Annotated in this window: 19 protein-coding genes and 1 riboswitch; of the genes, 10 read left to right on the plus strand and 9 right to left on the minus strand. The window is 67.5% G+C overall.

All coding sequences use genetic code 11. The features are described 5' to 3' along the window. Window positions 1-84 precede the first annotated feature (84 nt). The 3 genes from IAE60_RS18210 to metX are packed head-to-tail and all read right to left on the minus strand — an operon-like array spanning window position 85 to window position 3,424. Window positions 85-1,161, minus strand: a complete 1,077-nt coding sequence (locus IAE60_RS18210) for a homoserine dehydrogenase family protein (RefSeq protein WP_187573308.1) — start codon at window positions 1,159-1,161, stop codon at window positions 85-87. Beyond that, a complete protein-coding gene (locus tag IAE60_RS18215) occupies window positions 1,158-2,381 on the minus strand; it encodes an O-succinylhomoserine (thiol)-lyase (RefSeq protein ID WP_187573309.1) in 1,224 nt (407 codons plus the stop codon). The genes IAE60_RS18210 and IAE60_RS18215 overlap by 4 nt, the downstream gene beginning before the upstream one ends. Next, window positions 2,378-3,424, minus strand: coding sequence for a homoserine O-succinyltransferase MetX (gene metX / locus IAE60_RS18220; RefSeq protein ID WP_187573310.1), 1,047 nt, complete (start codon window positions 3,422-3,424; stop codon window positions 2,378-2,380). Before metX ends, IAE60_RS18215 begins: the two co-directional genes overlap by 4 nt. Before the next feature lie 90 nt (window positions 3,425-3,514). Beyond that, window positions 3,515-3,631: riboswitch (SAM riboswitch) on the minus strand. 113 nt (window positions 3,632-3,744) lie between these two features. Between metX and IAE60_RS18225 the strand changes: the two genes are divergently transcribed. The 6 genes from IAE60_RS18225 to IAE60_RS18250 all read left to right on the plus strand — a co-directional run bounded on the left by IAE60_RS18225 (window position 3,745) and on the right by IAE60_RS18250 (window position 10,670). Then, window positions 3,745-4,836 carry an NHL repeat-containing protein gene (locus tag IAE60_RS18225; RefSeq protein ID WP_187573311.1) on the plus strand — a complete coding sequence of 364 codons (1,092 nt, stop codon included), beginning with the start codon at window positions 3,745-3,747 and terminating at the stop codon, window positions 4,834-4,836. Further along, complete coding sequence (locus IAE60_RS18230) at window positions 4,824-5,759, plus strand: peptidoglycan DD-metalloendopeptidase family protein (protein ID WP_425504439.1); 936 nt, start codon at window positions 4,824-4,826, stop codon at window positions 5,757-5,759. Before IAE60_RS18225 ends, IAE60_RS18230 begins: the two co-directional genes overlap by 13 nt. Window positions 5,760-5,832: 73 nt before the next feature. Beyond that, entirely contained in the window at window positions 5,833-7,449 is a 1,617-nt protein-coding gene (locus IAE60_RS18235; protein WP_187573312.1) for a peptide chain release factor 3, read from the plus strand. A gap of 142 nt (window positions 7,450-7,591) precedes the next feature. Beyond that, window positions 7,592-7,834: a hypothetical protein gene (locus IAE60_RS18240; protein ID WP_187573313.1), complete on the plus strand. Its 243-nt coding sequence runs from the start codon at window positions 7,592-7,594 to the stop codon at window positions 7,832-7,834. 108 nt (window positions 7,835-7,942) lie between these two features. Then, on the plus strand, window positions 7,943-8,638 hold the full coding sequence (trhA, locus tag IAE60_RS18245) for a PAQR family membrane homeostasis protein TrhA (RefSeq protein ID WP_187573314.1): 696 nt from the start codon (window positions 7,943-7,945) through the stop codon (window positions 8,636-8,638). Window positions 8,639-8,726: 88 nt separating this feature from the next. Next, entirely contained in the window at window positions 8,727-10,670 is a 1,944-nt protein-coding gene (locus IAE60_RS18250; protein ID WP_425504440.1) for an AsmA family protein, read from the plus strand. A gap of 9 nt (window positions 10,671-10,679) precedes the next feature. Here the strand turns inward: IAE60_RS18250 and IAE60_RS18255 are convergent, their stop codons facing one another. From IAE60_RS18255 to mtgA, 3 genes are all read right to left on the minus strand, one after another. Further along, window positions 10,680-11,108 carry a CBS domain-containing protein gene (locus IAE60_RS18255; protein ID WP_162108359.1) on the minus strand — a complete coding sequence of 143 codons (429 nt, stop codon included), beginning with the start codon at window positions 11,106-11,108 and terminating at the stop codon, window positions 10,680-10,682. After that, a complete protein-coding gene (locus IAE60_RS18260) occupies window positions 11,068-12,039 on the minus strand; it encodes a glycosyltransferase family 2 protein (protein WP_187574810.1) in 972 nt (323 codons plus the stop codon). Before IAE60_RS18260 ends, IAE60_RS18255 begins: the two co-directional genes overlap by 41 nt. A gap of 65 nt (window positions 12,040-12,104) precedes the next feature. Next, window positions 12,105-12,884, minus strand: a complete 780-nt coding sequence (mtgA, locus tag IAE60_RS18265; protein ID WP_187573315.1) for a monofunctional biosynthetic peptidoglycan transglycosylase — start codon at window positions 12,882-12,884, stop codon at window positions 12,105-12,107. 66 nt (window positions 12,885-12,950) lie between these two features. Between mtgA and IAE60_RS18270 the strand changes: the two genes are divergently transcribed. From IAE60_RS18270 to IAE60_RS18285, 4 genes are all read left to right on the plus strand, one after another. Continuing rightward, window positions 12,951-14,258: an aspartyl/asparaginyl beta-hydroxylase domain-containing protein gene (locus IAE60_RS18270; protein WP_187573316.1), complete on the plus strand. Its 1,308-nt coding sequence runs from the start codon at window positions 12,951-12,953 to the stop codon at window positions 14,256-14,258. Beyond that, complete coding sequence (gene hslO / locus IAE60_RS18275; RefSeq protein WP_187573317.1) at window positions 14,255-15,148, plus strand: Hsp33 family molecular chaperone HslO; 894 nt, start codon at window positions 14,255-14,257, stop codon at window positions 15,146-15,148. Before IAE60_RS18270 ends, hslO begins: the two co-directional genes overlap by 4 nt. 112 nt (window positions 15,149-15,260) lie before the next feature. Continuing rightward, a complete protein-coding gene (locus tag IAE60_RS18280) occupies window positions 15,261-16,130 on the plus strand; it encodes an XOO1806 family protein (RefSeq protein WP_425504441.1) in 870 nt (289 codons plus the stop codon). A gap of 112 nt (window positions 16,131-16,242) precedes the next feature. Then, window positions 16,243-18,096 carry a tetratricopeptide repeat-containing sulfotransferase family protein gene (locus IAE60_RS18285; protein WP_187573318.1) on the plus strand — a complete coding sequence of 618 codons (1,854 nt, stop codon included), beginning with the start codon at window positions 16,243-16,245 and terminating at the stop codon, window positions 18,094-18,096. Here IAE60_RS18285 and IAE60_RS18290 read toward each other — a convergent pair. The 3 genes from IAE60_RS18290 to IAE60_RS18300 form a co-directional block, all read right to left on the minus strand. Further along, window positions 18,027-19,007, minus strand: a complete 981-nt coding sequence (locus IAE60_RS18290; protein WP_187573319.1) for a class I SAM-dependent methyltransferase — start codon at window positions 19,005-19,007, stop codon at window positions 18,027-18,029. The genes IAE60_RS18285 and IAE60_RS18290 overlap by 70 nt on opposite strands. Window positions 19,008-19,131: 124 nt before the next feature. Further along, on the minus strand, window positions 19,132-21,711 hold the full coding sequence (locus IAE60_RS18295; RefSeq protein ID WP_187573320.1) for a TonB-dependent receptor plug domain-containing protein: 2,580 nt from the start codon (window positions 21,709-21,711) through the stop codon (window positions 19,132-19,134). A 315-nt stretch (window positions 21,712-22,026) separates the two neighbouring features. Continuing rightward, the gene (locus IAE60_RS18300) at window positions 22,027-22,920 is read right to left on the minus strand and encodes a DUF4097 family beta strand repeat-containing protein (RefSeq protein ID WP_187573321.1); all 894 of its coding nucleotides are present in this window, start codon (window positions 22,918-22,920) and stop codon (window positions 22,027-22,029) included. Window positions 22,921-22,928: the final 8 nt, after the last annotated feature.

The following is a 22,928-nucleotide window of genomic DNA, read 5'->3' on the forward strand; positions in this document are numbered from 1 at the left end:
CAGCATCGCCGCGCCTCAGCCGGCGTCATCCGTGCGCAACAGAGCGCCGGCCCGCTCCCATGCCGCCCCGTTGTCCGCAAACGATCAGCGCGCCGTCGCGATCGCCAGCACGTCATCCAGCAGCGCGGCGGCAGTGATGCCGGCGCCGGCACCGGGCCCCTGCACGACCAGCGGCTGTTCGTCGTAGCGGTCGCTGTAGATCGCCACGCGGTTGTCGGTGCCGCTGCCGCCGCACAGGGGATGGTCTTCGGGCAGCACCTGCAGGCCCACGCTGGCGCGATCACGGTCGAAACGGCCGACGAAGCGCAGGAGGCCGCCGTTGCGGTAGGCCTCCTTGAAGCGCGCCGCCACTGGCGCATCCAGCTGCGCGAGCGCGCCGTCCACGCTGTCCGGCGGCAGCGCCGCCAGTTCCGCGGGCACCAGCGACTCCACGCGCACGTCGGCCTGATCCAGCGGCAGGCCCGCGGCGCGCGCGAGGATCAGCAGCTTGCGGCGCACGTCCTCGCCGGACAGGTCGATGCGCGGATCGGGTTCGGTGTAGCCGGCCTGGCGCGCCTGGCGGACGAAGCCGGAGAACGGACGCATGCCGTCGTAATGGTTGAACAGCCACGCCAGCGATCCCGACAGCACACCCTCGATGCGATGGATACGGTCCCCGCCGGCCACCAGCGCACGCAGGCTACGCAGCAGCGGCAGGCCGGCGCCCACGGTGGCCGCATCGCCGTAACGCGCGCCGGACGCCGCGCACGCCTGCGCGATGGCCTGCGCGCGCGACCATCCGCTTCCCGCACCCAGCTTGTTGGCCGTCACCACGTGCACGCCACGCGACAGCCATTCGGCATGCCAACCGGCGACCGCGTCACTGGCGGTGGCGTCGATCACGATGTCGCCAGCATGCAGGGCTTCGGCTTCCGCCCAGGGCGGGAGATCATCGCGGCTTGCGGCCGCTCCGCTGGCTTCCTCCAGCGCGCGTTGCGGTGCGCCGGCGCAGTCGTGCAGCGCGCGCGAGTTCGCCAGCCACGCCAGCGGCGGCAGCGCCAGTCCCGCGGATTGCAGACGCTGGTAGCGCGCCACCAGTGCGCTGCCCACCACGCCCGTGCCGAGCAGCGCGAGCCGCGGTGCGCGGTACACGGCGGCGCGCAGCGGAACGACCTTGCTCATGCGTCGGCGAGCCTGCGTTTGGACTCGGCCACCACCGCCTCGGCCCGCGACAGCGCCGCAGCGAGGTCGGCCAGCAGATCGTCGGTCGCCTCGATGCCGACCGACAGCCGCAGCAGGCCGTCGGAGATGCCTGCCTTGGCGCGCGCTTCCGGCGTCATCGCCGCATGCGTCATCGTGGCAGGATGCGCGACCAGGCTTTCCACCCCGCCCAGCGATTCGGCCAGGGTGAAATAGCGCAGGCCCTCGACGAAGGCGCGCACCGCTTCTTCGCCGCCCTCCAGTTCCAGGCTCAGCATCGCGCCGAAACCCTTCTGCTGCCGCGCCGCGACCGCGTGGCCGGGATGCAGCGGCAGACCGGGGAAATAGACCTTAGACACCGCCGGATGCGTGTCCAGCAGCGCGGCGATGGCGTTCGCGTTCTCCTGGTGCGCTCGCAGGCGAGCATCCAGCGTGCGCAGGCCGCGCAGGGTCAGGAAGCTGTCGAACGGCGAGCCGGTGAGGCCCAGCGCGTTCGCCCACCACACCAGCTGCTGGTGGGTTTCGGCATCGCGCGCGACCACGGCGCCACCGACCACGTCGCTGTGGCCGTTGATGTACTTGGTGGTGGAATGCAGCACGAAATCGGCGCCGAAGGCGACCGGGGTCTGCAGCGCCGGCGACAGGAAGGTGTTGTCCACCACCGCGCGCGCGCCGGCCTTGTGCGCGGCCTCGATGACGAAGCGCAGGTCGGTGATGCGCAGCAGCGGGTTGGAAGGAGTTTCGATCAGCACCAGCTTCGGCGACTGCGCCAGCGCATCGGCCAGCGAACGCGGATCGGTCAGGTCGGCGGTGATGAGTTCGAAATGCCCCTTCTTCGCCAGCGCGTTGAACAGGCGCCAGCTGCCGCCGTAGGCATCGTGCGGCACCACCAGCCGATCGCCCGGCTCCAGCAGCGCGTTCAGCACCAGCGTGATCGCACCCATGCCGGTGGCGGTGACGACGGCGCCGGCACCGCCTTCGAGTTCGGCCAGCGCCTCGGCCAGCAGGTCGCGCGTGGGGTTGCCGCTGCGGGTGTAGTCGTACTCGCGCTTCTGCGCGAAGCCGGCGAAGCTGAAGTTCGACGACAGCACGATCGGCGGCGTCACCGCGCCGTAGGCGGTGTCGCGGTCGATGCCGGCGCGCACGGCGGCGGTGGCGGGGCGACAGGGCGCGTCGGTATCGGTGGGGGCGTAGCTGCTCATGCGAGGTCTCCGGCGGCGCGCAGGGCCGAGGTCAGGATGGAATCGATGCGGTCGGTTTCTTTCAGGAAGGCGTCGTGGCCGTAGGGCGAGCGCAGCACGCGCAACTGGCCCAGCGTGCCCAGGCCTTCGACCAGCGCCACGGAATCGGACAGCGGCACCAGGCGGTCGCCTTCCACCGCAACCACCAGCGTGGGCACGCGCACGTCGGCGGGATCGACGCGGTGCAGGTCGATGGACTCGGACAGGCGCACGTAGGCGGTGACCGGCGTGCGCGCGACGTACTGCGCGCCGGCGGCATCCAGGTAGTCCTCGGCGGCCACGCGCACGCGGCCATTGACGATCTCGGGCGCGCTGTCGAAGCGCTCGCCGAATTCTTCCGGCGTGCGGTAGCTGAGCATCGCGAACTGGCGGGCCAGCGAGAGGCCCTGCGCGTCGGCGCACTGCAGCTGGCCCAGGGTCACCGCACGGCGCTGCAGCGCACGCCAGGCGGCGGCGTAGGGATGGGCGCGATGCGCGCCACTGACGGCGATCAGCTTCTCCACGCGCGCGGGGTGGCGGATGGCGAACTGGAGACCCACCAGCGCCCCGTACGAGTAGCCCACGAACGCCTGCAGGCGGGCGATCCTCAATGCGGACAGCAACTGGGCGATGGCGTCGGCCTGGTCCGCGGTGTCGATGGGGGCATCGAGGCGACCATCGGCGCCGACGAAGTCGAACGCGAGCAATTGGCGGTGCGCCGGATCCAGCGCGCGGCCGGCGCCGACCAGATCGTTCAGCCAGCCGTTTTCGGGGAAGACGCCGCTCGCCGCCAGATGGCGGTGCGCGGAGATGCCGCCGGCCACGAACACCACCGGCGCACCGGCCGGCCCCTGCAGTTCATAGCGCAGCGTCAGCGCGCGCGTGCCCGCATGGCGCATCGGCAGCTCGACGACGACTTCGCCCCGCACGGCGCGCGGCGCGTCATCGGGGAACGAGGGGATCGCGATGCCGTCGAGGGTCGACGGTTCGGCAAGGCGGTTCAGCGCGGGACTGGCGTAACTCATGGCGGCATCCGGTGGGCGTGGTCCCTTGCGGGACGGGACTGCACCACCGAGCTTCGCGGAGCTCGCGTTCGCCGTGCGAAGGCACGGTACGAACCATCTTTCGGCGGACGCTGGGGTCCCCGCAGGATTTGGCACCTACACGACGCTTGCGCGTCGCTGGCTGCCCCGGCTTCTTCGGGCCTGTCCCTCTGCCGGTCTCGATGGTGAGGCTACTCTGCCCCGCGCCTTTCCGGATGTCAATCGCTTTATTCGAATGAAGCGATGAATTTTGACGTTCGTCTCGCTGCCGGTCGGCGCAGCGATAACGCATAATTCACAACATGATCCGTAACAGCCTCCTCGGCGGTCTCTGCGTGGCCCTGCTGGCCGCGTGCTCCACCGCCCCCCTGCATACCTCCACGCCCCCCGCTCCGGCGCCGAAAACTGCCGCGGACGCCATCCTCCAGGAGGCCTGGGTCTCCGAGCCGGTCCCCGGCGACGAACTGGACTCACTGGTCGCGTGGCCGACGGAGGACGGCCGGGTCTGGCTGATCGCCACCGCCAAGGCCACCCACCATCTGGCCCTGTACGACGCCGACACCGGGCAACGCCTGCGCACGGTCGGCGGCCCGGGCACGGCCGTGGGCCAGTTCAACCGTCCCAACGGCATTGCGGTGTTCGGCGACCTGCTGTTCGTGGCCGAGCGGGACAACCACCGCGTGCAGGCCTTCCGCCTGCCGGAATTCGCGCCGCTGGGCGCCTTCGGCGCGGACGTGCTGCGCTCGCCCTATGGGCTGTGGGTGCACGAGCCCGCGCCCGGGGTACTGGAACTGTTCGTCACCGACAGCTTCATGGCCGATTTCCGCACCATGACCCTGCCGCCGATGGCGGAACTGGCGGGCCGGGTGAAGCGGTTCCAGGTCCGCATCGAAGACGGCGGCAAACTGGAAACGCGGCTGCTGGGCCAGTTCGGCGACACCGGTGCGGCCGGCGCGCTGCGCATGGTGGAATCCATCGCCGGCGACCCGGCGCACGGGCGCCTGCTGATCGCCGAGGAAGACCGCCGCGTGGGCTCCACGCTGCGCGACTACACCCTGGCCGGCCACTACAACGGGCGCAGCCTGGCCACCTTTGATGCCGACGCCGAAGGCATCGCGCTGTGGGCCTGCAGCGCCGAGGACGGGTACTGGGTGGCGGTGGACCAGCTCACGCCCACCCGCTTCCGCGTGTTCGACCGCGCCACGCTGGCCCCGGCCGGCGTGTTCTCCGGCAAGGTCACGTCCAACACCGATGGCGAGACCGTGTACGCGATGCCTACACCGCGTTTCCCCGCCGGCGCCCTGTTCGCCCTGCACAACGACGTATCGCTGGCCGCGTTCGACCTGCGCGACATCGCCCGCGCACTCGACCTGAAGGGCGATTGCCCGCGGTGAACGCGCGCGCGCTGGCCCTGGCCTGCGGCGTCGCCGTGCTGCTCGGCAGCCTGGGCGAGGCGGCCGCGGCGCGGCTGTATCGCTGGAAGGACAAGCAGGGCTACACCCAGTACGGCGACCAGCCGCCCCCGCCCGACCAGCTGGCCGGCAGCAGCCTGGATGTCCTGCGCTTCCGCAATCCGCCCAGCGCGCTGGTGCGGCTGCGCCTGGAGAAACAGGGCCTGCGGTACCAGGCCTGGGCCGACAACCTGATGCACGGGCCGGTGGAAGTGCAGTTGGGCTTCCGCCGCCAGCGCGACGTGCGCAGCGCCCCCGCGCTGCCGGCACGCGCAGTGGTGCCGGCGCGCAGCAGCGTGCTGGTGGCCGACATCAGCGTGACCGACCCGCTGCGCGGGGGCGACTTCGAACTGACTCTGGACGGCATGCCGGGCGACCCCGCCAGCCGCCCCCAGGACTACGACTACCGGCTGCCGTTCGACTACGGCCGCGTGCGCGTGGACCAGGGCCCCGGCGGCCGCTTCAGCCATGGCGACGCGCAGAACCTGCACGCGGTGGATTTCGCGGTGCCCGAAGGCACGCGGATCGTGGCCGCGCGCGAGGGGCTGGTGATGCAGGTCGAATCCGACTTCGACAAGGCCGGCCTGAACCGGGAGAAGTACGGCGGCCGCGCCAACTTCATCCGCATCCTGCACAGCGACGGCAGCATGGCGCTGTACGCGCACCTGAGGGCCGAGGGCGTGCAGGTGCGCGTGGGCCAGTACGTGCGCAAGGGCCAGTACATCGGCCTGTCGGGCAACACCGGCTTCTCCACCGCGCCCCACCTGCATTTCGTGGTGCAGGCCAATCGCGGCATGCGGCTGGAGTCGGTGCCGTTCCGGATGTTCGGCCCGCTGGGCCAGCTGCAGTTCCCGTCGGCACGCTGACCGGCGCCGGCGCCGGCAGCCGGTATAATCGCGCCCTTCCCGCTTCTTCCGCGCCCGCCCGGGCGCCCGCCCCATGTCCGATCCGAACAGCGCCGTGGCCCACGAGGCCAGCCGCCGCCGCACCTTCGCCATCATCTCCCACCCCGACGCCGGCAAGACCACGCTGACGGAAAAGCTGCTGCTGTTCGGCGGCGCGATCCAGATGGCCGGCTCGGTGAAGGGCCGCAAGGCCGCGCGCCATGCGACCTCGGACTGGATGGCGCTGGAGAAGGAGCGCGGCATCTCGGTGACGTCGTCCGTGATGCAGTTCCCCTACGAGGGCAAGATCGTCAACCTGCTGGACACGCCGGGCCACGCCGACTTCGGCGAGGACACCTACCGCGTGCTGACCGCGGTGGACAGCGCACTGATGGTCATCGACGTGGCCAAGGGTGTGGAAGAACGCACCATCAAGCTGATGGAAGTCTGCCGCCTGCGCGACACGCCCATCATGACCTTCATCAACAAGCTGGACCGCGAGGGCAAGGATCCGATCGAGCTGCTGGACGAAGTCGAAAGCGTGCTGGGCATCCAGTGCGCGCCGGTCACCTGGCCGATCGGCATGGGCCAGCGCCTTAAGGGTGTGGTGCACCTGATCACCGGCGAAGTGCACCTGTACGAACCGGGCCGCAACTTCACCCGCCAGGATTCCACCATCTTCCCCTCGCTGGACGCGCCGGGCCTGGAGGAGAAGATCGGCACGGAGATGCTGTCCGCGCTGCGCGACGAACTGGAACTGGTGCAGGGCGCCAGCCACCCCTTCGACAAGCAGGCCTACCTGGACGGCAGGCAGACGCCGGTGTTCTTCGGCTCGGGCGTCAACAACTTCGGCGTGCAGCCACTGCTGGATTTTTTCGTCGAACACGCACCGTCGCCGCAGCCGCGCGAGACCACCGGCCGCGAGGTGCAGCCTGCCGAGAACAAGCTGACCGGCTTCGTCTTCAAGATCCAGGCCAACATGGACCCGCAGCACCGCGACCGCGTGGCCTTCATGCGCGTGTGCTCGGGCCGCTTCGAGGCCGGCATGAAGACCTTCCACGTGCGCAGCGGCAAGGAGATGAAGCTGGCCAACGCGCTGACCTTCATGGCCAGCGACCGCGAGATCGCCGCCGAAGCGTATCCGGGCGACGTGATCGGCATCCACAACCACGGCACCATCTCCATTGGCGACACCTTCACCGAGGGCGAGGCGCTGTCGTTCACCGGCATCCCGAACTTCGCGCCGGAACTGTTCCGTCGTGCCCGCCTGCGCGACCCGCTCAAGCTCAAGCAGCTGCAGAAGGGCCTGGCGCAGCTGTCCGAGGAAGGCGCCACCCAGTTCTTCCGCCCGCTGATGAGCAACGACCTGATCCTGGGCGCGGTGGGCGTGCTGCAGTTCGACGTGGTGGCCTACCGCCTGAAGGACGAATACGGCGTGGATGCCTCCTTCGAGAACGTCAGCGTCGCTACTGCGCGCTGGATCCGCTGCGACAACGCGAAGAAGCTGGAGGAGTTCCGCGACAAGAACGCGATGAACCTGGCGCTGGACGCCGCCGGCCAGCTGGTCTACCTGGCGCCGACGCGGGTCAACCTGCAACTGGCGCAGGAGCGCGCCCCGGACGTGCAGTTCCTGGCCACCCGCGAGCATGCGCACAGCGTCGACCTAGGCTGACCGCGCCGCCAGGGAACAGACCCCGCAGGCCGTGTCTTGCGGGTTACGTTCCGCCCGTCCGCCCCCTCGCGACATTCCGCCCGCCACGGTGATCCGATAGGCTTCCCGAGCCGCCATCCGGCGGCGTCAAGGGGAGATGTCCATGTATTTTCTGGGGGCCGTACTGCTGCTGGCGGGTGCGATCTGGATGACGGTGAACGCGGCAAAGAAGGATGGTGCGCTGGCGGCCATCTTCTGTTTCATCTGCGGTTTCTACACGATCTATTACGGCATCAAGAACTTCGCCGAGAACAAGATCCCGCTGATCATGTTCGTGGCTGGCCTGGTGCTCTGCCTGGTGTTCCGCCCCGACATGGCGACCCTGAGCGGGGGCGTCGCGATCTGATTGCGGCGGGCTTTCGGCGGACTGCCGGGACATCCGGCAGCCCGCTGCCGCCTGACCGGCCGCCGTGCGGCCGATGCACGGCGTGCTGCGTTGCGGTAACGTGACGTCATGAGTGAACAGACCTCTTTCGAAGCCCTGCGCGCCCGCAAGCGGGCCGACCATTTAATCGACCTGCGCGACGAGATCGCCAGTGCACTGACGCACGGCCTGGGCGCCGTCGCCGCCTTGGCCGGCGGCGCCGTCCTGATCACCCTCGCCGCGATCTACGGCGACGGCTGGCAGCTGGGCGCCTCCATCGTGTTCGGCGTGACCCTGCTTCTGCTGTACACCGCCTCCACGCTGTATCACGCCATCCAGCATCCGGTGGCGAAGGGGCGGCTGAAGGTCTTCGACCACTGCGCCATCTACCTGCTCATCGCCGGTACCTACACGCCGTTCACCCTGATCGGGTTGCGCGGACCCTGGGGCTGGGGCCTGTTCACGGCCATCTGGACGCTGGCCATCGCCGGCGTGATCTTCAAGCTGTTCTATACCGGCCGCTTCAAGGTGCTTTCCACCGCCATCTACATCGCGATGGGCTGGCTGGTGATCGTGGCGGTCAAGCCGCTGTTGAACGCCGTCGACCTCGTGACACTGGGTTGGATGTTGGCCGGCGGCCTGTTCTACACGCTGGGCACATTCTTCTATCACCGCGAATCGATCCGCTATTCGCACGCCATCTGGCACCTGTTCGTGCTCGGCGGCAGCGTCTGCCATTTCGTGGCGGTGACCCAGCAGATCCTCATGCCGCGCCTGGCGTCGTAGACGCCCCCTGCACGTTCGTGTCCCTCGCGTGAACCGCTGAGGCCGCGTTTCGCGGAGCCTGAACACCGCGCGTCCAACCATGCACGCCATGGACGACGCGCACCGCTCCCGCCGCCGCTCTGTCTTGCGCCCGCTGACGCGGACGCGCGCCATCGTCTTTGGCGCGCTGGCCGCGTCGATGGTGGTGCTGGCCGTGCTGTTCCAGTGGAACTGGTTGCGTGGCCCCGTCGAGCGCCTCGTGGCATGGCAGACCGGGCGCAGCTTCGACATCGCCGGCGATCTGGATGTCGACCTTGGGCGCGTTACGACGATCCGCGCGGATGCGCTGCGCTTCGGCAACGCGGACTGGTCTCCGTCGCGCACGATGGCATCCGCCGACCGTGCGGAACTGGATGTGCGTCTGTGGCCGTTGCTCAGCGGCGAGATCCGACTCGAGGCGATACGCCTGACACGACCGCGGCTGCGGCTGGAGTTCGGTCCCGACGGACGCGGCAACTGGATCTTCGGCGAGCGCGACGGCGAAAGCCGGGTCCGCTACACCGGCCTGTGGGTAGACGACGGGCGTCTGGTGTTCCTCGATCCGCGCCGGCGCACCGACTTCGACATCGCCCTGGACAGCGTCAGCACAGGCGACGCCTCGGCCTCGCCCGTCGACCTCAAGGGCAAGGGCCGGTGGGCAGGCAACGCCTTCACCATTGCGGGTCGGGTGGAATCGCCGCTGGCGCTGCAGCAGACGGACAGGCCGTATCGCATCGATCTGCGCGCCACCGCCGGCCCGACCCGCGCGCACGCGCGCGGCACGCTGCTCGACCCGTTCCGCCTGCGCGACTTCGATCTGCGCCTGCGGCTCGCCGGACAGGACATGGAAGACCTGTTTCCGCTGATCGGCATCGCGACGCCGCCCACGCCGCCCTATCGCCTGGATGGCCGCTTCAGCCGCGACGGCGATACGTGGCGCTACGACGATTTCACCGGCCTCGTCGGCGACAGCGACCTTGGCGGGTCGGCCGCGGTCACCGTGGGGCGCAAGCGCCCCCTGCTGGAGGCCAATCTCGTGTCCAAGCGGCTGGATTTCGACGATCTTGCCGGCTTCGTGGGCGCACCACCGCAGACGGGCGGCGAGGAAGCGGCCAATGCGGAACAGCGCGCGGAAGCAGCGGCGCTTGCGGCGGATGCGCGCGTGCTGCCCGACACACCGTACGACCTGACCAAGCTGCGCGCGATGGATGCCGACGTGCGCTGGAAGGCGCACCGCATCAACGCGCCCACGCTGCCCATCCAGGACATGGACGCGCACCTGCTTCTGGAGGCCGGGCTACTGCGGCTGGAACCGCTGAACTTCGGCGTCGCAGAAGGCGACATCCGCTCGACCGTCCGCATGGATGCGCGCAGCGAGGTGATCCGTACGAAGGCCGACATCGCGGTGCGCGGCCTCGACCTGGGCGAGCTGTTCCCCACCGCGCAACTGACGCAGAGCGCGGTCGGGCGCGTCGGCGGCAACGCGTCGCTGGCCGGGACCGGCAATTCGGTCGCCGGCATCCTGGGCACCGCCGACGGGGAGGTGATGCTGGGAATGGGGCGTGGACAGATCAGCAACCTGCTGATGGAACTGGCCGGGCTGGATATCGCCGAAGCGTTGAAGTTCCTGCTCACCAAGGACCGCACCGTCGCGGTGCGCTGCGCGTTCGGGGATTTCGCCGTCGAGAACGGCGTGATGCAGGCACGTACCCTCGCGTTCGACACCACCGACACGATCATCGTCGGCAAGGGCAAGGTCAGCCTGAAGGACGAGACGCTGGACCTGGAACTGAGGCCGCGACCGAAGGATCGCAGCATCCTGGCACTGCGCTCGCCGCTGGTCGTGGACGGCACCTTCAAGGATCCCTCGTTCCGTCCGGACTTCAAGCGACTCGGCCTGCGGGGCGCCACGGCGCTGGCACTGGGCAGTATCGCGCCGCCGGCCGCGTTGCTGGCCATGATCGAGCCGGGACCCGGCGAGGACAGCGCGTGCGGCGGCCAGTACGCGAAATGACGGACGGCGTCAGCTGGCGATGTAGCGCTGCAGCTGGTCCAGTTCGACCTTCTGGTCCTCGATGACCGCCTTCACCAGGTCGCCGATGGAGATGACGCCGACGATCGCATCGCCCTCGGCGACGGGCAGGTGGCGGATGCGGTGCTCGGTGACGACCTGCATGCAGTGGTCCACGCTGTCGTCGGGCCGCACCGTGACGACTTTCGCCGTCATGATGTCGCGCACCGGGGTGTTGGACGACGAGCGACCCTGCAACACGACCTTGCGGGCGTAGTCGCGCTCGGACACGATGCCGCACAGGCGCGCGCCCTGCATGGCCAGGACGGCGCCCACGCCCTTTTCCGCCATCAGCTTGATGGCATCGAGGACGGAGGCATCGGGGGAAACGGCGAAGATCTCAGGAGTCTTGGACCCCAGCAACTGACGAACCGTGCGCATGGCGATCTCCGGGATGGGGAACGGGTCGATCTTGCGAGGGCAAGGATACTCCTGCCGTTGCGGGATGCCACGTATCCACCAGATAAAGCGGCCGCTGCTTGGATTCTTCGTACAGCCGCCCCAGGTACTCGCCGATCAGGCCCAGCGCCACCAGTTGCACGCCACCCAGGAACAGGATGACGGTCATCATGGTCGGCCAGCCCGCCACCGGATCGCCGAACAGCAGCGCCTTGGCGACCACGTAAAGCGCGAAGGCGAACGCCAGCAGCGCCGTGACCACGCCCAGATAGGTCGCCACGCGCAAGGGCGCCGTGGTGAAACTGGTGATGCCTTCCAGCGCGAAGTTCCACAGCTTCCAGAATCCGAAGCTGCTGTTGCCCGCGACGCGTGCCTGGCGATGGTAGGGCAACGCCTTCTGGTTGAACCCCACCCAGCCGAACAGCCCCTTCATGAAACGATGCCGCTCGCGCAGTTCGCGCAGCGCCGCCAGCGCCCGCGGCGACAGCAGGCGGAAGTCGCCGGTATCGGCGGGGATGGGCGTCTTCGACAGGCGGCCGATCACGCGGTAGAACGCGTGCGCGGTGGCCCGCTTCAACCAGCCTTCGCCGTCGCGGGCGATGCGCGTGCCATGCACGTTGTCGTAGCCGGCCTGCCATTCGCGCACGAACTCACCGATCAGTTCCGGCGGATCCTGTCCGTCGGCGTCCAGGATGATCGCCGCGCCGGCGTCCACCCGGTCCAGGCCCGCGGTCAGCGCCGCCTCCTTGCCGAAGTTGCGCGACAACCGCATGACCGATACGCGCGGGTCGTTCGCCGCCAGCGTACGCAACACGCTCCATGTGGCGTCGCGGCTGCCATCGTCCACATACAGCACGCGGCCCTGCACGTCCTCCAGCGCGTCCAGCGCAGCGATGATGCGTGGATGCAGCATCGGCAGGGCCTGTGCTTCGTTGTAGGCAGCCACCACCACGGTGACCTGCCATGGAGCGGGGCCGCTCACCGCAGCGCCTCCAGGTAGGCGGTGCCGCCGATCTGCACCACCTGCCGCTGGATGCGCTTGGCCCGCCGCTGCACGTAGGGGCCGGGCTTGGCCGCACTGTAGCGGCGCGGCGACGGAAGCACCGCTGCCAGGCGGGCGCTTTCGGCCGGTGTCAGGCGCGCGGCGTCCTTGCCCCAGTAGCGGCGCGCGGCTGCCTGCCCGCCATACACGCCGTCGCCGAACTCGGCGATGTTGGCGTACACCTCCAGGATGCGCGACTTGGGCCAGAGCGCTTCGATCAGCACGGTGTACCAGGCCTCCAGGCCCTTGCGCGCCCAGCGCGTGACGCGATGGCTGCCCTGCCAGAGGAACAGATTCTTGGCGACCTGCTGGCTGATCGTGCTGGCACCGCGGAGGCGCGTGACCGGCCGGCCCCGCTTTTCGGCCCGCTCGACCATCTTCCGGTTGTGGACGCGCGCCTTCTCGATCGCGTCCAGGTCGAAGCCATGATGGGTAGCGAAGTTCTGGTCTTCCGCCGCCACCATCGACAGCGGCAGGCTGGGCGCCAATTTGTCCAGGTCGCGCCAGTCGTAGGCCACCCGGAACCCGAAATCGCCGCTCCCCCATGCCTCCAGCACCCGGGCCGCCATGAAGGCACTGAAAGGCGGGTCGACGAAGCGGAGCACCGCGACCTGGAGGATGCTCGCAGCCGCGAACAGGAACGGCAGGGCGAGCAGCCAGCGGAACCAGCGGCGTACGCGGCGGGGCTTCTTTGACGGCTCGATCTCGTAATTCAAGTTACCGACACCAAGTGTTCAGTTCTCGTTATTCTGGGACCAGTTCCCCCTTCTTGTCTCGCCAACATGACCTCCCCGCAGCCCGCGGCTCTCTCCGATGCCCTGAAAGCGCTGCTGGAACAGGCCAGTGCATGGTCCAGGCAGAACCAGCCCGAGCGCGCTGCAGACTGCTGGCGCCGGGTGCTGGAGCAGTCTCCGGACGTCGCGCCCGCACTCAGTGGACTGGGCAGCTATTACCTCAGCCGCGGAGAACTGGGCGAGGCGCAACGGCTACTGCTTCGCGCCGTCACCGTCTCGGACCAACCAGCGATGGCCTATGCCAACCTGTCGCGCGTGCATTCGGCGCGCGGCGACCTGCCGCAGGCATTGGAAGCGATCAAACAGGCCATCCAGGCGGAGCCTGCCGCGTGGGGAGCGCATGCCGAAAAGGCGCGCCTGCTGCAACAACTGGGGCGCGAGCGCGAAGCCGCGACGGCGTGGTCAGCCGCGATGGCCTACATGCCGCCCGCCTTCACCCAGGCGCCCCACATGCAGGCGCTGGTCAACGAGGCCAAAGCTGCGATCGCCGCCAACCAGGCGCAGTTGCGGGAGTTCATGCTGGACCACCTGCATGGCGCTCTGGAAGGTGGTTCACGACGCGAACTGGAGCGGTTCGACCATTGTCTGGACATCCTCACGGGGCGACGCACCTTCGTCACCGCGCGGCCGTTGATGCTGCCGTTCCCGCGCCTGCCGGCCATTCCGTTCTTCCATCGCGAGGACTACGACTGGGTGCCGGGACTGGAAGCCGCCTTCCCCGACATTCTGGCCGAACTGGAAACCCTACTGGCGCAGCAGCACGCCTTCGAGCCTTACGTGCAGACACCCGCCGGCGAGCCGATGGGGCAGTTCGCCGCCCTCGACCGCAAGCTGGACTGGGGCGCCTACTTCCTGTGGCGGAACGGCCAGCGCATCGATCATCAGGCGGACCTGTGCCTGCGCACCGAGGCGGCCCTGTTCGCGCATGCGCCCCTCAACCGGGTGCCCAACCGCGCCCCGGTGGCGTTCTTCTCGGCGCTCAAGCCAGGCACCCACATCCCTCCCCACAATGGCGCCACCAATACGCGACTGACGGTCCATCTGCCGCTGATCATCCCCCCGGACTGCGGGCTGCGTGTGGGCGGCGAGACGCACGTGTGGAAGCCGGGTGAACTCGTCCTGTTCGACGACACGATCCAGCACGAAGCCTGGAACTTCAGCGACCAGCTCCGCGTCGTCCTGATCTTCGACATCTGGCACCCGATGCTCACCGACTTGGAAAAGCGCCTGGTGGCCCATACGGTGGAGGGCATCATGGCCTATTACGGCGAAGGCGCCGACCTTGGAGAACTGTGAGCAGTGATGCCCCCGACACCCTGACCCGATTCCTGCTGCCCCCCGCCGGTGTGCGCGGCGTAGCCGTTCGGCTGGACGCGACGTGGGACGCCGTCGCCGGGCGCGCGGACTACCCCCCGGCGGCGCGCGAACTGCTGGGAGAGGCGGCCGCAGCGACCGTCCTCTTCACCGGCCACACCAAGGTGGACGGACGGCTGTCCATCCAAATCCGGGGCGAACGCGGCCTGCGCACCCTGTTCGCCGAATGCACCGCAGCCGGCACCGTGCGCGGCATCGTCCAGCTGACCGAAGGGCAGGATGCCCCGCGCGACCTGCGCGACCTCGGCCGCGATGCCCTGCTCGCCATCACCATCGAGAACCCGGGCCTGGACCCTCGGGAACCGCAGCGCTACCAGAGCCTGGTGGGGCTGGACGCCAGCCGGTTGGCGGAGGCCTTCGAGGACTACTTCCGCCAGTCCGAACAGTTGCCTACGCGCCTGCTGCTGGCGTCCGACGGGGGTCGGGCCGGCGGCCTGATGCTGCAGAAGCTGCCTGGCGACGAAGGCGACGACGATGGCTGGAACCGGGTCGGCGCCCTGTTCGACACCCTGGCCGAAGCGGAGCTGCTGGCGACGCCTGTGCCCGTCCTGCTGCATCGCCTGTTCCACGAGGAATCGCCCCAGGTGTTGACCGAGCGCCCAGTTCGCTTCGGCTGCTCTTGTTCCCGGGAACGGGTTGCGAGCATGCTGCAGTCGTTGGGGCAGGAGGAGGCGGTGGCCGCCTTGGCCGACGGCGTGGCCGAAGTCCGTTGCGAGTTCTGTGGGCAGCAGTACCGGTTCACGCCGCCCCAGATCGAGGAACTTTTCGACCATCCGGCGGTCGACATGGAGGCACCCGCCCGCCTGCAGTAATCCGGCGGTCGGAAAGTCGCCCCGGGGACTTGTTAAAGAATCATAAACGGCATAGCATCGGTTCCCCTTCGGGAGGGGAACTCCAGGGCGTCCCAGGAGTCTGAAGCCAGCCATGAAACTGCGTAGCCTTTCACTGTCGCTTGCCCTGCTGCTCGCCACCGGCGTGGCGGCGGACGCGCACGCCCAGAAAAGTGCGCGCAAGCCGGCCGCGGAACCGCAAGCCACTGCCCTGCCCATCTGGAACAACGACGGCAAGGTCGAGGCGGTTCTGCTGCTGGAACCCACGGGCCAGGCCGAAGCCGGCGCCCGCTGGCGGCTGGGTCGCAATTCGCTGACCACCGCCTTCGGACTGGAAAGTGGTGACGCGCTCGGACTGGTCTGCAACCGCAAGGCCGGTGTGGTGGGCAATATCGGCAATCTGGCCAGCCATTGCATGCTGGCCACCCTCGGCGACGATGATGACGACACGTCCAGCCAGCGCGTCAGCGCTTCGGCTGTGTTGAGCCGCCCGGGCGGCAAGCTCGGCCTCTCGGCCGGAACCGGCCGCGACACGCTACCGGCCTGGCTGTCCTCCGGCCGCGGCACGGGGCGCGTCGAACAGAACGATCTGGCGGTGTTCGGCCAGAAGAACATCGGCCGCGAAGGTTTCGTGTCGATCGGCGGCGCCGTGGCCAAGGCCACCCTGGTGCCCGCCTCCGACCTGCCCGCCCTGGCGGACCGCTGGAACAGCCGCAGCCTGAGCGTCGGTGGCGGCTACGGCCCCTTCAGCGCCAACATCGTCGGACGTGTCGTCGATGTGCCCGGCCAGCCCGGCAAGTTCGAAGGCCTGGGCGTAGGCCTGACCTGGCGCACGCCCTGGAGCGGACAGCTCACCGTCGGCGCGGAGAACGTCATCACCCGCGGCAAGAACCCCTTCTCGCTGACCAACGAGAACGCCGACGAAGGCACCGTGCCTTACGTGCGGTACGAGCAGGACCTCTGATCCACTGCAACCAGGCTGCGGTCATCCAGCCGGGAATCCCTGTGGATCCATTCGCGCACTCACGGCGCCGCCATTTGGCGATAATGGCGCTCTCCGTCCTCACCGATACTCCATGGCAGTGATTGCGCCGGCTGTTGATGCGCTGGACAAGGCGAGCGCGCACGAGCGTGCCGGGGATCCGGCCGGCGCACTGCATTGGATCCAGGTTGCCGCCAAGCAGGAGCATCAGGACGCCTCCATACATTCGCGGGTGGCGCAGGCAGCCATGCGCATCGGCCAACCGGCGCTGGCGCTTGCGTCGATGGACAGGGCGGTACGGGTGGCACCCGGCGACAAACCACTGCGCTTCCAATATGCCTGCCTGTTGGCACACGAGGGCATGCACGCGGCTGCCCTGGAGAATTTCTACGCGACCGTCCCGTCCCAGCCTCACAATACTCAAGCTTGGCGCCTGCTGGGCGTCACCCTGCAGCGCTTGGGACGACACTCGGAAGCGCTCTTGCCGCTCCGTCGTGCGCGGGAGCTGGCGCCCGACAACGAACGCGTCCTGGAAACCCTCGCGGAATCCGAGTTCCATGCCGGCTATCCGGATGATGCGCTGCCACTACTGGAGGCATTGCGTGAACTCAGGCCACGCGACCCCCTGATCGCACTCCGTCTCGCCGAAACATTCAATCGACTCGGCCGGCACCAGCAAGCATTCGATCTCCTCACCTCGATGGCACGCACAGTCGAGCAGCCCGGAGATCTGCTGGTTGCGCTCGCTCAGACCGCCGAGGATCGGGGCGACCGGGACGCCGCACGAGACGCGTATCTCGCGGCCCTGCAGGCTCGTCCGGGCTGGGCGTTCCCCCTCAGCGGGCTGCTGGGTCTTGATCGCGCGAAAGTCGATGACGCCACCGTAGATCAGGCCATCTTGATGCTGGGCGATACGACATTGCCCGACGCGGACCGCGCACTGCTGGGTTACGAACTGGGCAAGGTGTTCGACGGACGCGGGCGTTACACGGAGGCAATGAAGGCCTGGCATGAAGCCAATACGGCCAGAAGACGGATGATCGGGCCCGCCAACCTGGAAGGCACTCGTCGCCAGATCGAGGTGATGACCCGGACGATGACGCGCGAACGCCTCGACCAACGACGTCGGAGATGGCGCGGCAACCCGGATTCGCGACCGCTGTTCATCGTCGGCATGCCACGCAGTGGCACCACGCTGACCGAGCAGATCCTCGCCTCACATCCCTCCGGCTTCGGTTGCGGCGAACTGCCGGATATCGGCCTTATCGTACGTAACCTTCCCTTGAGCGTCGGCCCAGGCGCCACTTGGCCTGCGAGCATCGACCAGATCCCTGACGACGCGCTGGACGACGCGGCTGATCGCTACCTCAGGGCCGCAACCCGAGGCGCCCCCGCGGATGCACTGCGCCTGATCGACAAGGCGCCGCTCAATTTCAACGAACTGGGACTGATTTCACTGCTGTTTCCACAGGCACGCGTCATCTGGTGCCGCCGGGATCCCCGTGATATCGCCGTATCGGTCTATGGTGAGAATTTCGCGCTGGACGAGCGTCTTGCCAATGACCTGGGCGACATAGGGCACTACATCAATTTCCAGACGCAGCTCATGCGTCATTGGCAGGCGACATTGTCATTGCCGATACTTGAGCTTGTGTATGAAGAGCTTGCAACCTGTCCGGAGCCGCAGGCGCGCCGGATCGTCGACTTCGCAGGCCTCCCCTGGCATTCCGCCTGCCTGGAATTCCACAAAAACGAGCGCGGCGTGCAGACACCGAGCCGGTGGCAGGTGAAGCAGCCCATCTACACCCGCTCGATCGGACGCTGGAAGCACTATCAGGAGCATCTGGCGCCACTACTGCAAGTGCTGGAGCCAGACACCTATCCCGTCTGGTCGGCATCGGACGCAGCGCAGGCCACCCAGGACCACGCAACGACGCCTTCGGCCTGACGCAGTTCGGCGGACGTGATGCGCATGCCCGGCCTGCGTCGCTCACATGCTTCGGTCAGGCTGTCGAGCTCGGAAACCGTCAGCGCGTGACTGACCATCTCCTGGGTCCTCAGGCGGCTTCCTTCCAGGTCCTGGATGAAACGTCCAATCGCCGAGATGGCCGACGATGCGTCCTGACCCATCGTCGCGATGATCTGATGCACGTGCTGACGCGCCTCCAGCAGCAGATCGGGCGCCTTCGAAACAGAGGCCCGTCGGGCGAGCTCGTCCATGGCGCGGTTGTACCGCTCCCTCGCCGCGAATGCGGCTGACGAGGGCGCACTCCCCGCCCTGATCGCCGCGAGACAGGGTGCGATGGCCTGCGCCGCTGGCAGCAGGCCTTCCTCTGAGATCAACCACGCGTGGTGCCCGAGCTCTTCGCGGCCGACATCGACCAGCACCGATTCCGCATGATGCATCACGAAAGCGAGCCGCGCGCCCGGCGCGGCGACCCGCAACGCTTCCGACAGGGCTCGCGGACGGTCCGCATACTCGAACCCGAACTGGCTGACCACTTCGTCAAACATGGCATCTTCGAAAGGAAGTTCCTCCATCCCGATGCCTGCGTGAAACCGGATTTCCGTGTGCTTGGCCGGCTCGTACCAGGCGGGCGAAAGAGCGGCCAGATCGATGGCATCCACACGGACGCGACCCTCCAGCGTGCGATGGACCCGCAACGGCAGCGCCCCGTTGCCGGTCGCGAGATCGAGGATACGCGCACCCTTGCGCGTGGCCGCGAAGAAACCATCCCAGAAATCGCCGATGGCACCCTGGTAATTGCGATCGGGCGTATTCGTGCAGGAATGCAGACGCCCGCTGGCCCAGTACGCTCCCCATACCTGCCGGCGCACCGTTTGATTTTCGCTGACCATTGACGACTCCCTGCATCCGCATGGCACGACGTGGACGCTATCGCGAGCGCAGACCTTAACCCGACCGGGCCCCAAAAAGGAAAGGCCCCGTTTCCGGGGCCTTCCTCATCACATCATGCCACTATCAGAACGTCTGCGTGTAACGGAAGTACACGGTACGACCATAAGCGTCGTACAGGTAGAAGTTCCACGGACGGCCGTCGAACGGCACCAGTTCCGGATAACGATCGCCGATGTTGGTCGCGCCAAGAGCGATCTTCGCGTTCCACGGAGCGTTCCAGGTGAACTGGAGGTCGTTGGTCGCGTAACCGCCCACCTGCAGGGCAGGCGCGATGGTCACACCGCCCACCACCGTGGCCGCCGTGCTCTGGTCACCGATGTAGTTGATGCCCCAGTTGACACCGAAGTCACCGAACGTCCACTCGTTGCTCAGGTTGGCACGCAGGTCCGGGTAACCGTGCTCACCGGCGTACTCCGTGGTGTAGTTGCCGTTGATCACATCGTACTTGTTGATGTACGACACGGTCAGCCTGTTGCGCAGGCGACCGGCGTTACCCAGATCGAAATCGGTGTTGGCACGGAAATCCAGGCCATCCGTTTCCAGGGTGCCGATGTTGCGGTAGCCGGCAGTGACCTCCAGAACGCGACCATTGGTCGCGTTACGCACCACGCCCAGGCCATCCGGCACCGGACCGTAGGTCTCAGGTGCCAGCTCCCGGTTGATGATCGCCTGGGCGCCCAGCACCGTGATGCTGTTTTCGATCTCGATGTTGTAGTAATCCAGGCTCAGGTCCAGCCAGTCGACCGGGTCGTACACGATACCGGCGGACCACTGGGTCGACTGCTCCGACTCCAGATTCGGATTGGCGATGAAGTAGGTATCGACCTGCTGCTGAACCTGACGGCCAGCCGAGTTCAGGCAGAACTCGTTCAGACCGGCGGCCAAGCAGGTCTGGCGGTCCACCACCGGCTCGGCGGAGAACGAATCGGCCTGGTTCAGGATGTCCAGACCCGGGGCGCGGAAGCCCTGGCCATAGGACGCGCGGAGGGTCAGGTTGTCCAGCGGCTGCCAGCGGGCGGCGATCTTCGGCGAGAAGTCGTTGCCATAGTCGCTGTAGCTGTCGTAACGGCCAGCCAGGGTGATGTCGAAGCTGCTGCTGAACGGCAGCAGCCACTCGAAGTAGGCCGAGTAGACGTCACGCGTACCGGCCGAAGCGCCACCCGACGAGCCCAGCACCACACCCGCCTGCGACAGCGAATCGTAGACGTCGGCGAACTGGTCTTCACGGTACTCGGCACCGACCACCGCATTGGAGATGCCACCGCCCATTTCGAACAGGTCGAACGAGACGTTGCCGTAGAATTCCTTGGTCTTGAAGTAGGAATTGCGGCCGATCGTCGCGGTGAAGCTGTTCAGGGTTTCCTGGCTGGCACCGAAGGGATCGGTCAGCACGTAGTCGCCACGGTCGATCGCCTGGTTGGCGAGGCTCTGGATGATGTAGCCGTAGCCGTTCTCGTCATACTGGTAGTTGGTACGGCGCGCACCGAAGTCCACCGAGATGGAGTCGGTCAGCTGGCCCTGGAAGCCCACCAGGAAGTCCGAGTTGTTGGTAGTGGTGTAGTTGTCGCGGTTACCGGCCGCAGCGAAGCGGTGGTAGTAGTAGGTCGGCAGGCCGTCGCCCGGGAACAGGTCCTGCGCGTTGCCTTCCTCGGCCCACACCAGACCCGGGACCGGAGCGTAACGACCGAAGGTCTCGACCTTGGTCGTGGTGGCCGTCATGTAGACGTTCCACTTGTCGTTGATCTGGTAGTCGCCGCGCACGAACACCGAGGTGTTGTCCACCGAGGCCTCGTTGGCCGCCACCGAGTTGAAGTCGAACGAGCAGCGACCGTTGGACTGCAGCCAGAACGAGCCGGTGCAATCGAAGCCCGGGACGGCTTCCGCCAGACCGGTTTCCGGGTTGTAGATGTTGTTGCCGTAAAGCGACACACCCAGGGCCTGGCCGCCGATCTGATCACGCGTGAACACCATGCCACGGCTGGACTTGGAAGCGCCACCGATCAACTGGCCGCGGTCCGAGGAGATGCCGAAGACCGCCGACGCGTCTTCCAGATCGCCGCCCTTGACCTTGGTCTGGCCGACGCCGTAACGCAGCTCGGCGCCGTTGAAATCCTTGCGCAGGATGACGTTGACCACGCCGCCGATCGCGTCGGAACCGTACACGGCCGAGGCGCCGTCGGACAGGATCTCGATGCGCTCAACCGCTGCCAGCGGAATGGCATTGAGGTCGGAGCCGGAGGAAGCCGACATGGGGTTGGTCGGCGCACGACGACCGTCGATCAGCACCAGCGTACGACCCGAACCCAGGCCACGCAGGTCGACCGAAGCCAGCGACTGGGCGGAGCTGCCCGACTGCGGCTTGAAGTTACCGAAGGACGCGAAGGTGCTGTCACGCAGCACGTCGGCGACGGACACGTCACCGGTAGCGTCGATCGAGGCGCGGTCGATCACGATGACCGGCACGGCACCTTCGATGTCGGCGCGCTTCAGGCGGGAGCCGGTGACCTCGATGCGATCCAGGGTCTTGGCTTCGGTATCGCTGCTGGCGGCTTCCTGGGCGAAGGCATTGCCGGTGGCCAGCGAGGCGGCGCTGGCGAACAACGCAAACTTGATCGCGTTGGGCAGCTTCTTGAGGTTAGTCATTAGAGGCTCTCTCTCCAAATGTTCACAGAAAAGCCTAAGCCTCGCGGCCTGGGCCAATGGTTCAGACGCATGAATGCTGCGCGACTGGTGCCCAGAGCATAACGTAAATTTTACGGCGATGAAAAGAACCCGATGATTTATTGGAAGAATTCCGTTTTTTTCAGCCCAATCAGTTACTTGCGAAACCTTTTTCCGCCAGGCGTTCGACCATCCGTCGGATTCAGGCCTAAACAGGAAGGGCGCCGACGGGCGCCCTCCCTGTTCATGTTTCAGGCCGACGCAGGCCTTCCGTGACGTCACGCGTGCGGATGACCCCTACTCCACGCGTACCTCCGCGCTGCCCGAGAACGTCTCCACCGTGACGCGACCGCTGCCGCTGCCATAGCGCGTGGAGAAGCTGCTGCCGGGACCGCGGCGCTTCTCGATGGTCACACCGGTGGCTTTAAGACGGCCACTGAAACTCTCACCGCTCACCTGCGCCGACACGTCCGCCGGCAGGTGCAGCACCAGGTCGCCGCTGACCGACTCCATGCTGATTTCGCCACCCGGCGCCAGCGCCGTGCTGACCTCCACACGGCCGCTGACGGTGCTGGCGCTGAGGTCGCGCACCTTCTCACCGTTGACGGCCACCTGGATGCGTCCGGATACGGTTTCCGCATCTATCTCACCGGGCAGGCGGCCGCGCAGCAGGATGGCGCCGCTGACGGTGGCGACACCCACGTCGTCGCTGTTGAGGGTGAGGGTGGCATTGCCGCTGACGGTCTCCACATCCGCCTTCCGCGGTGCGGCGGCGGCCACCACGCTTCCGCTGACCGTATTGACGGAAAGCTCGCCCGACGCCACGCCGGTGACATGCACGTCGGCGGCGACCGTTTCGATCTCCAGGTCGGCGCGCAGGGGCACCATCACCACCAGGTCGGTGGGACCGGCCCGATCGCCTCCCCAGCCGCCCTTGGGATAGCGCACCTCGATGCTCAGCTGGGGTCCCGACCCGTCGATGTCCAGTTTCTCCACGCCCTTGCCCAGCGTGCCGGTGACCTGGACTTCGTTGCGTTCCCAGCCGCGCACCTCGACGCGACCCTTGAGGTTGCTGATGTCCACGCGCCCGCGGGCATCCAGCGGGCGCGTCTCGTTGACGGCCGTCTGCGCCAGCGCGGCCGGCGCAAGCAGGACGGTGGTCAGAAGCAAGGGAAGGATGGAGGTACGCATGGGGAACT

Origin of the sequence: Pseudoxanthomonas mexicana, from assembly GCF_014397415.1 — a bacterium.
Taxonomy (GTDB): Bacteria; Pseudomonadota; Gammaproteobacteria; order Xanthomonadales; family Xanthomonadaceae; genus Pseudoxanthomonas_A; species Pseudoxanthomonas_A mexicana.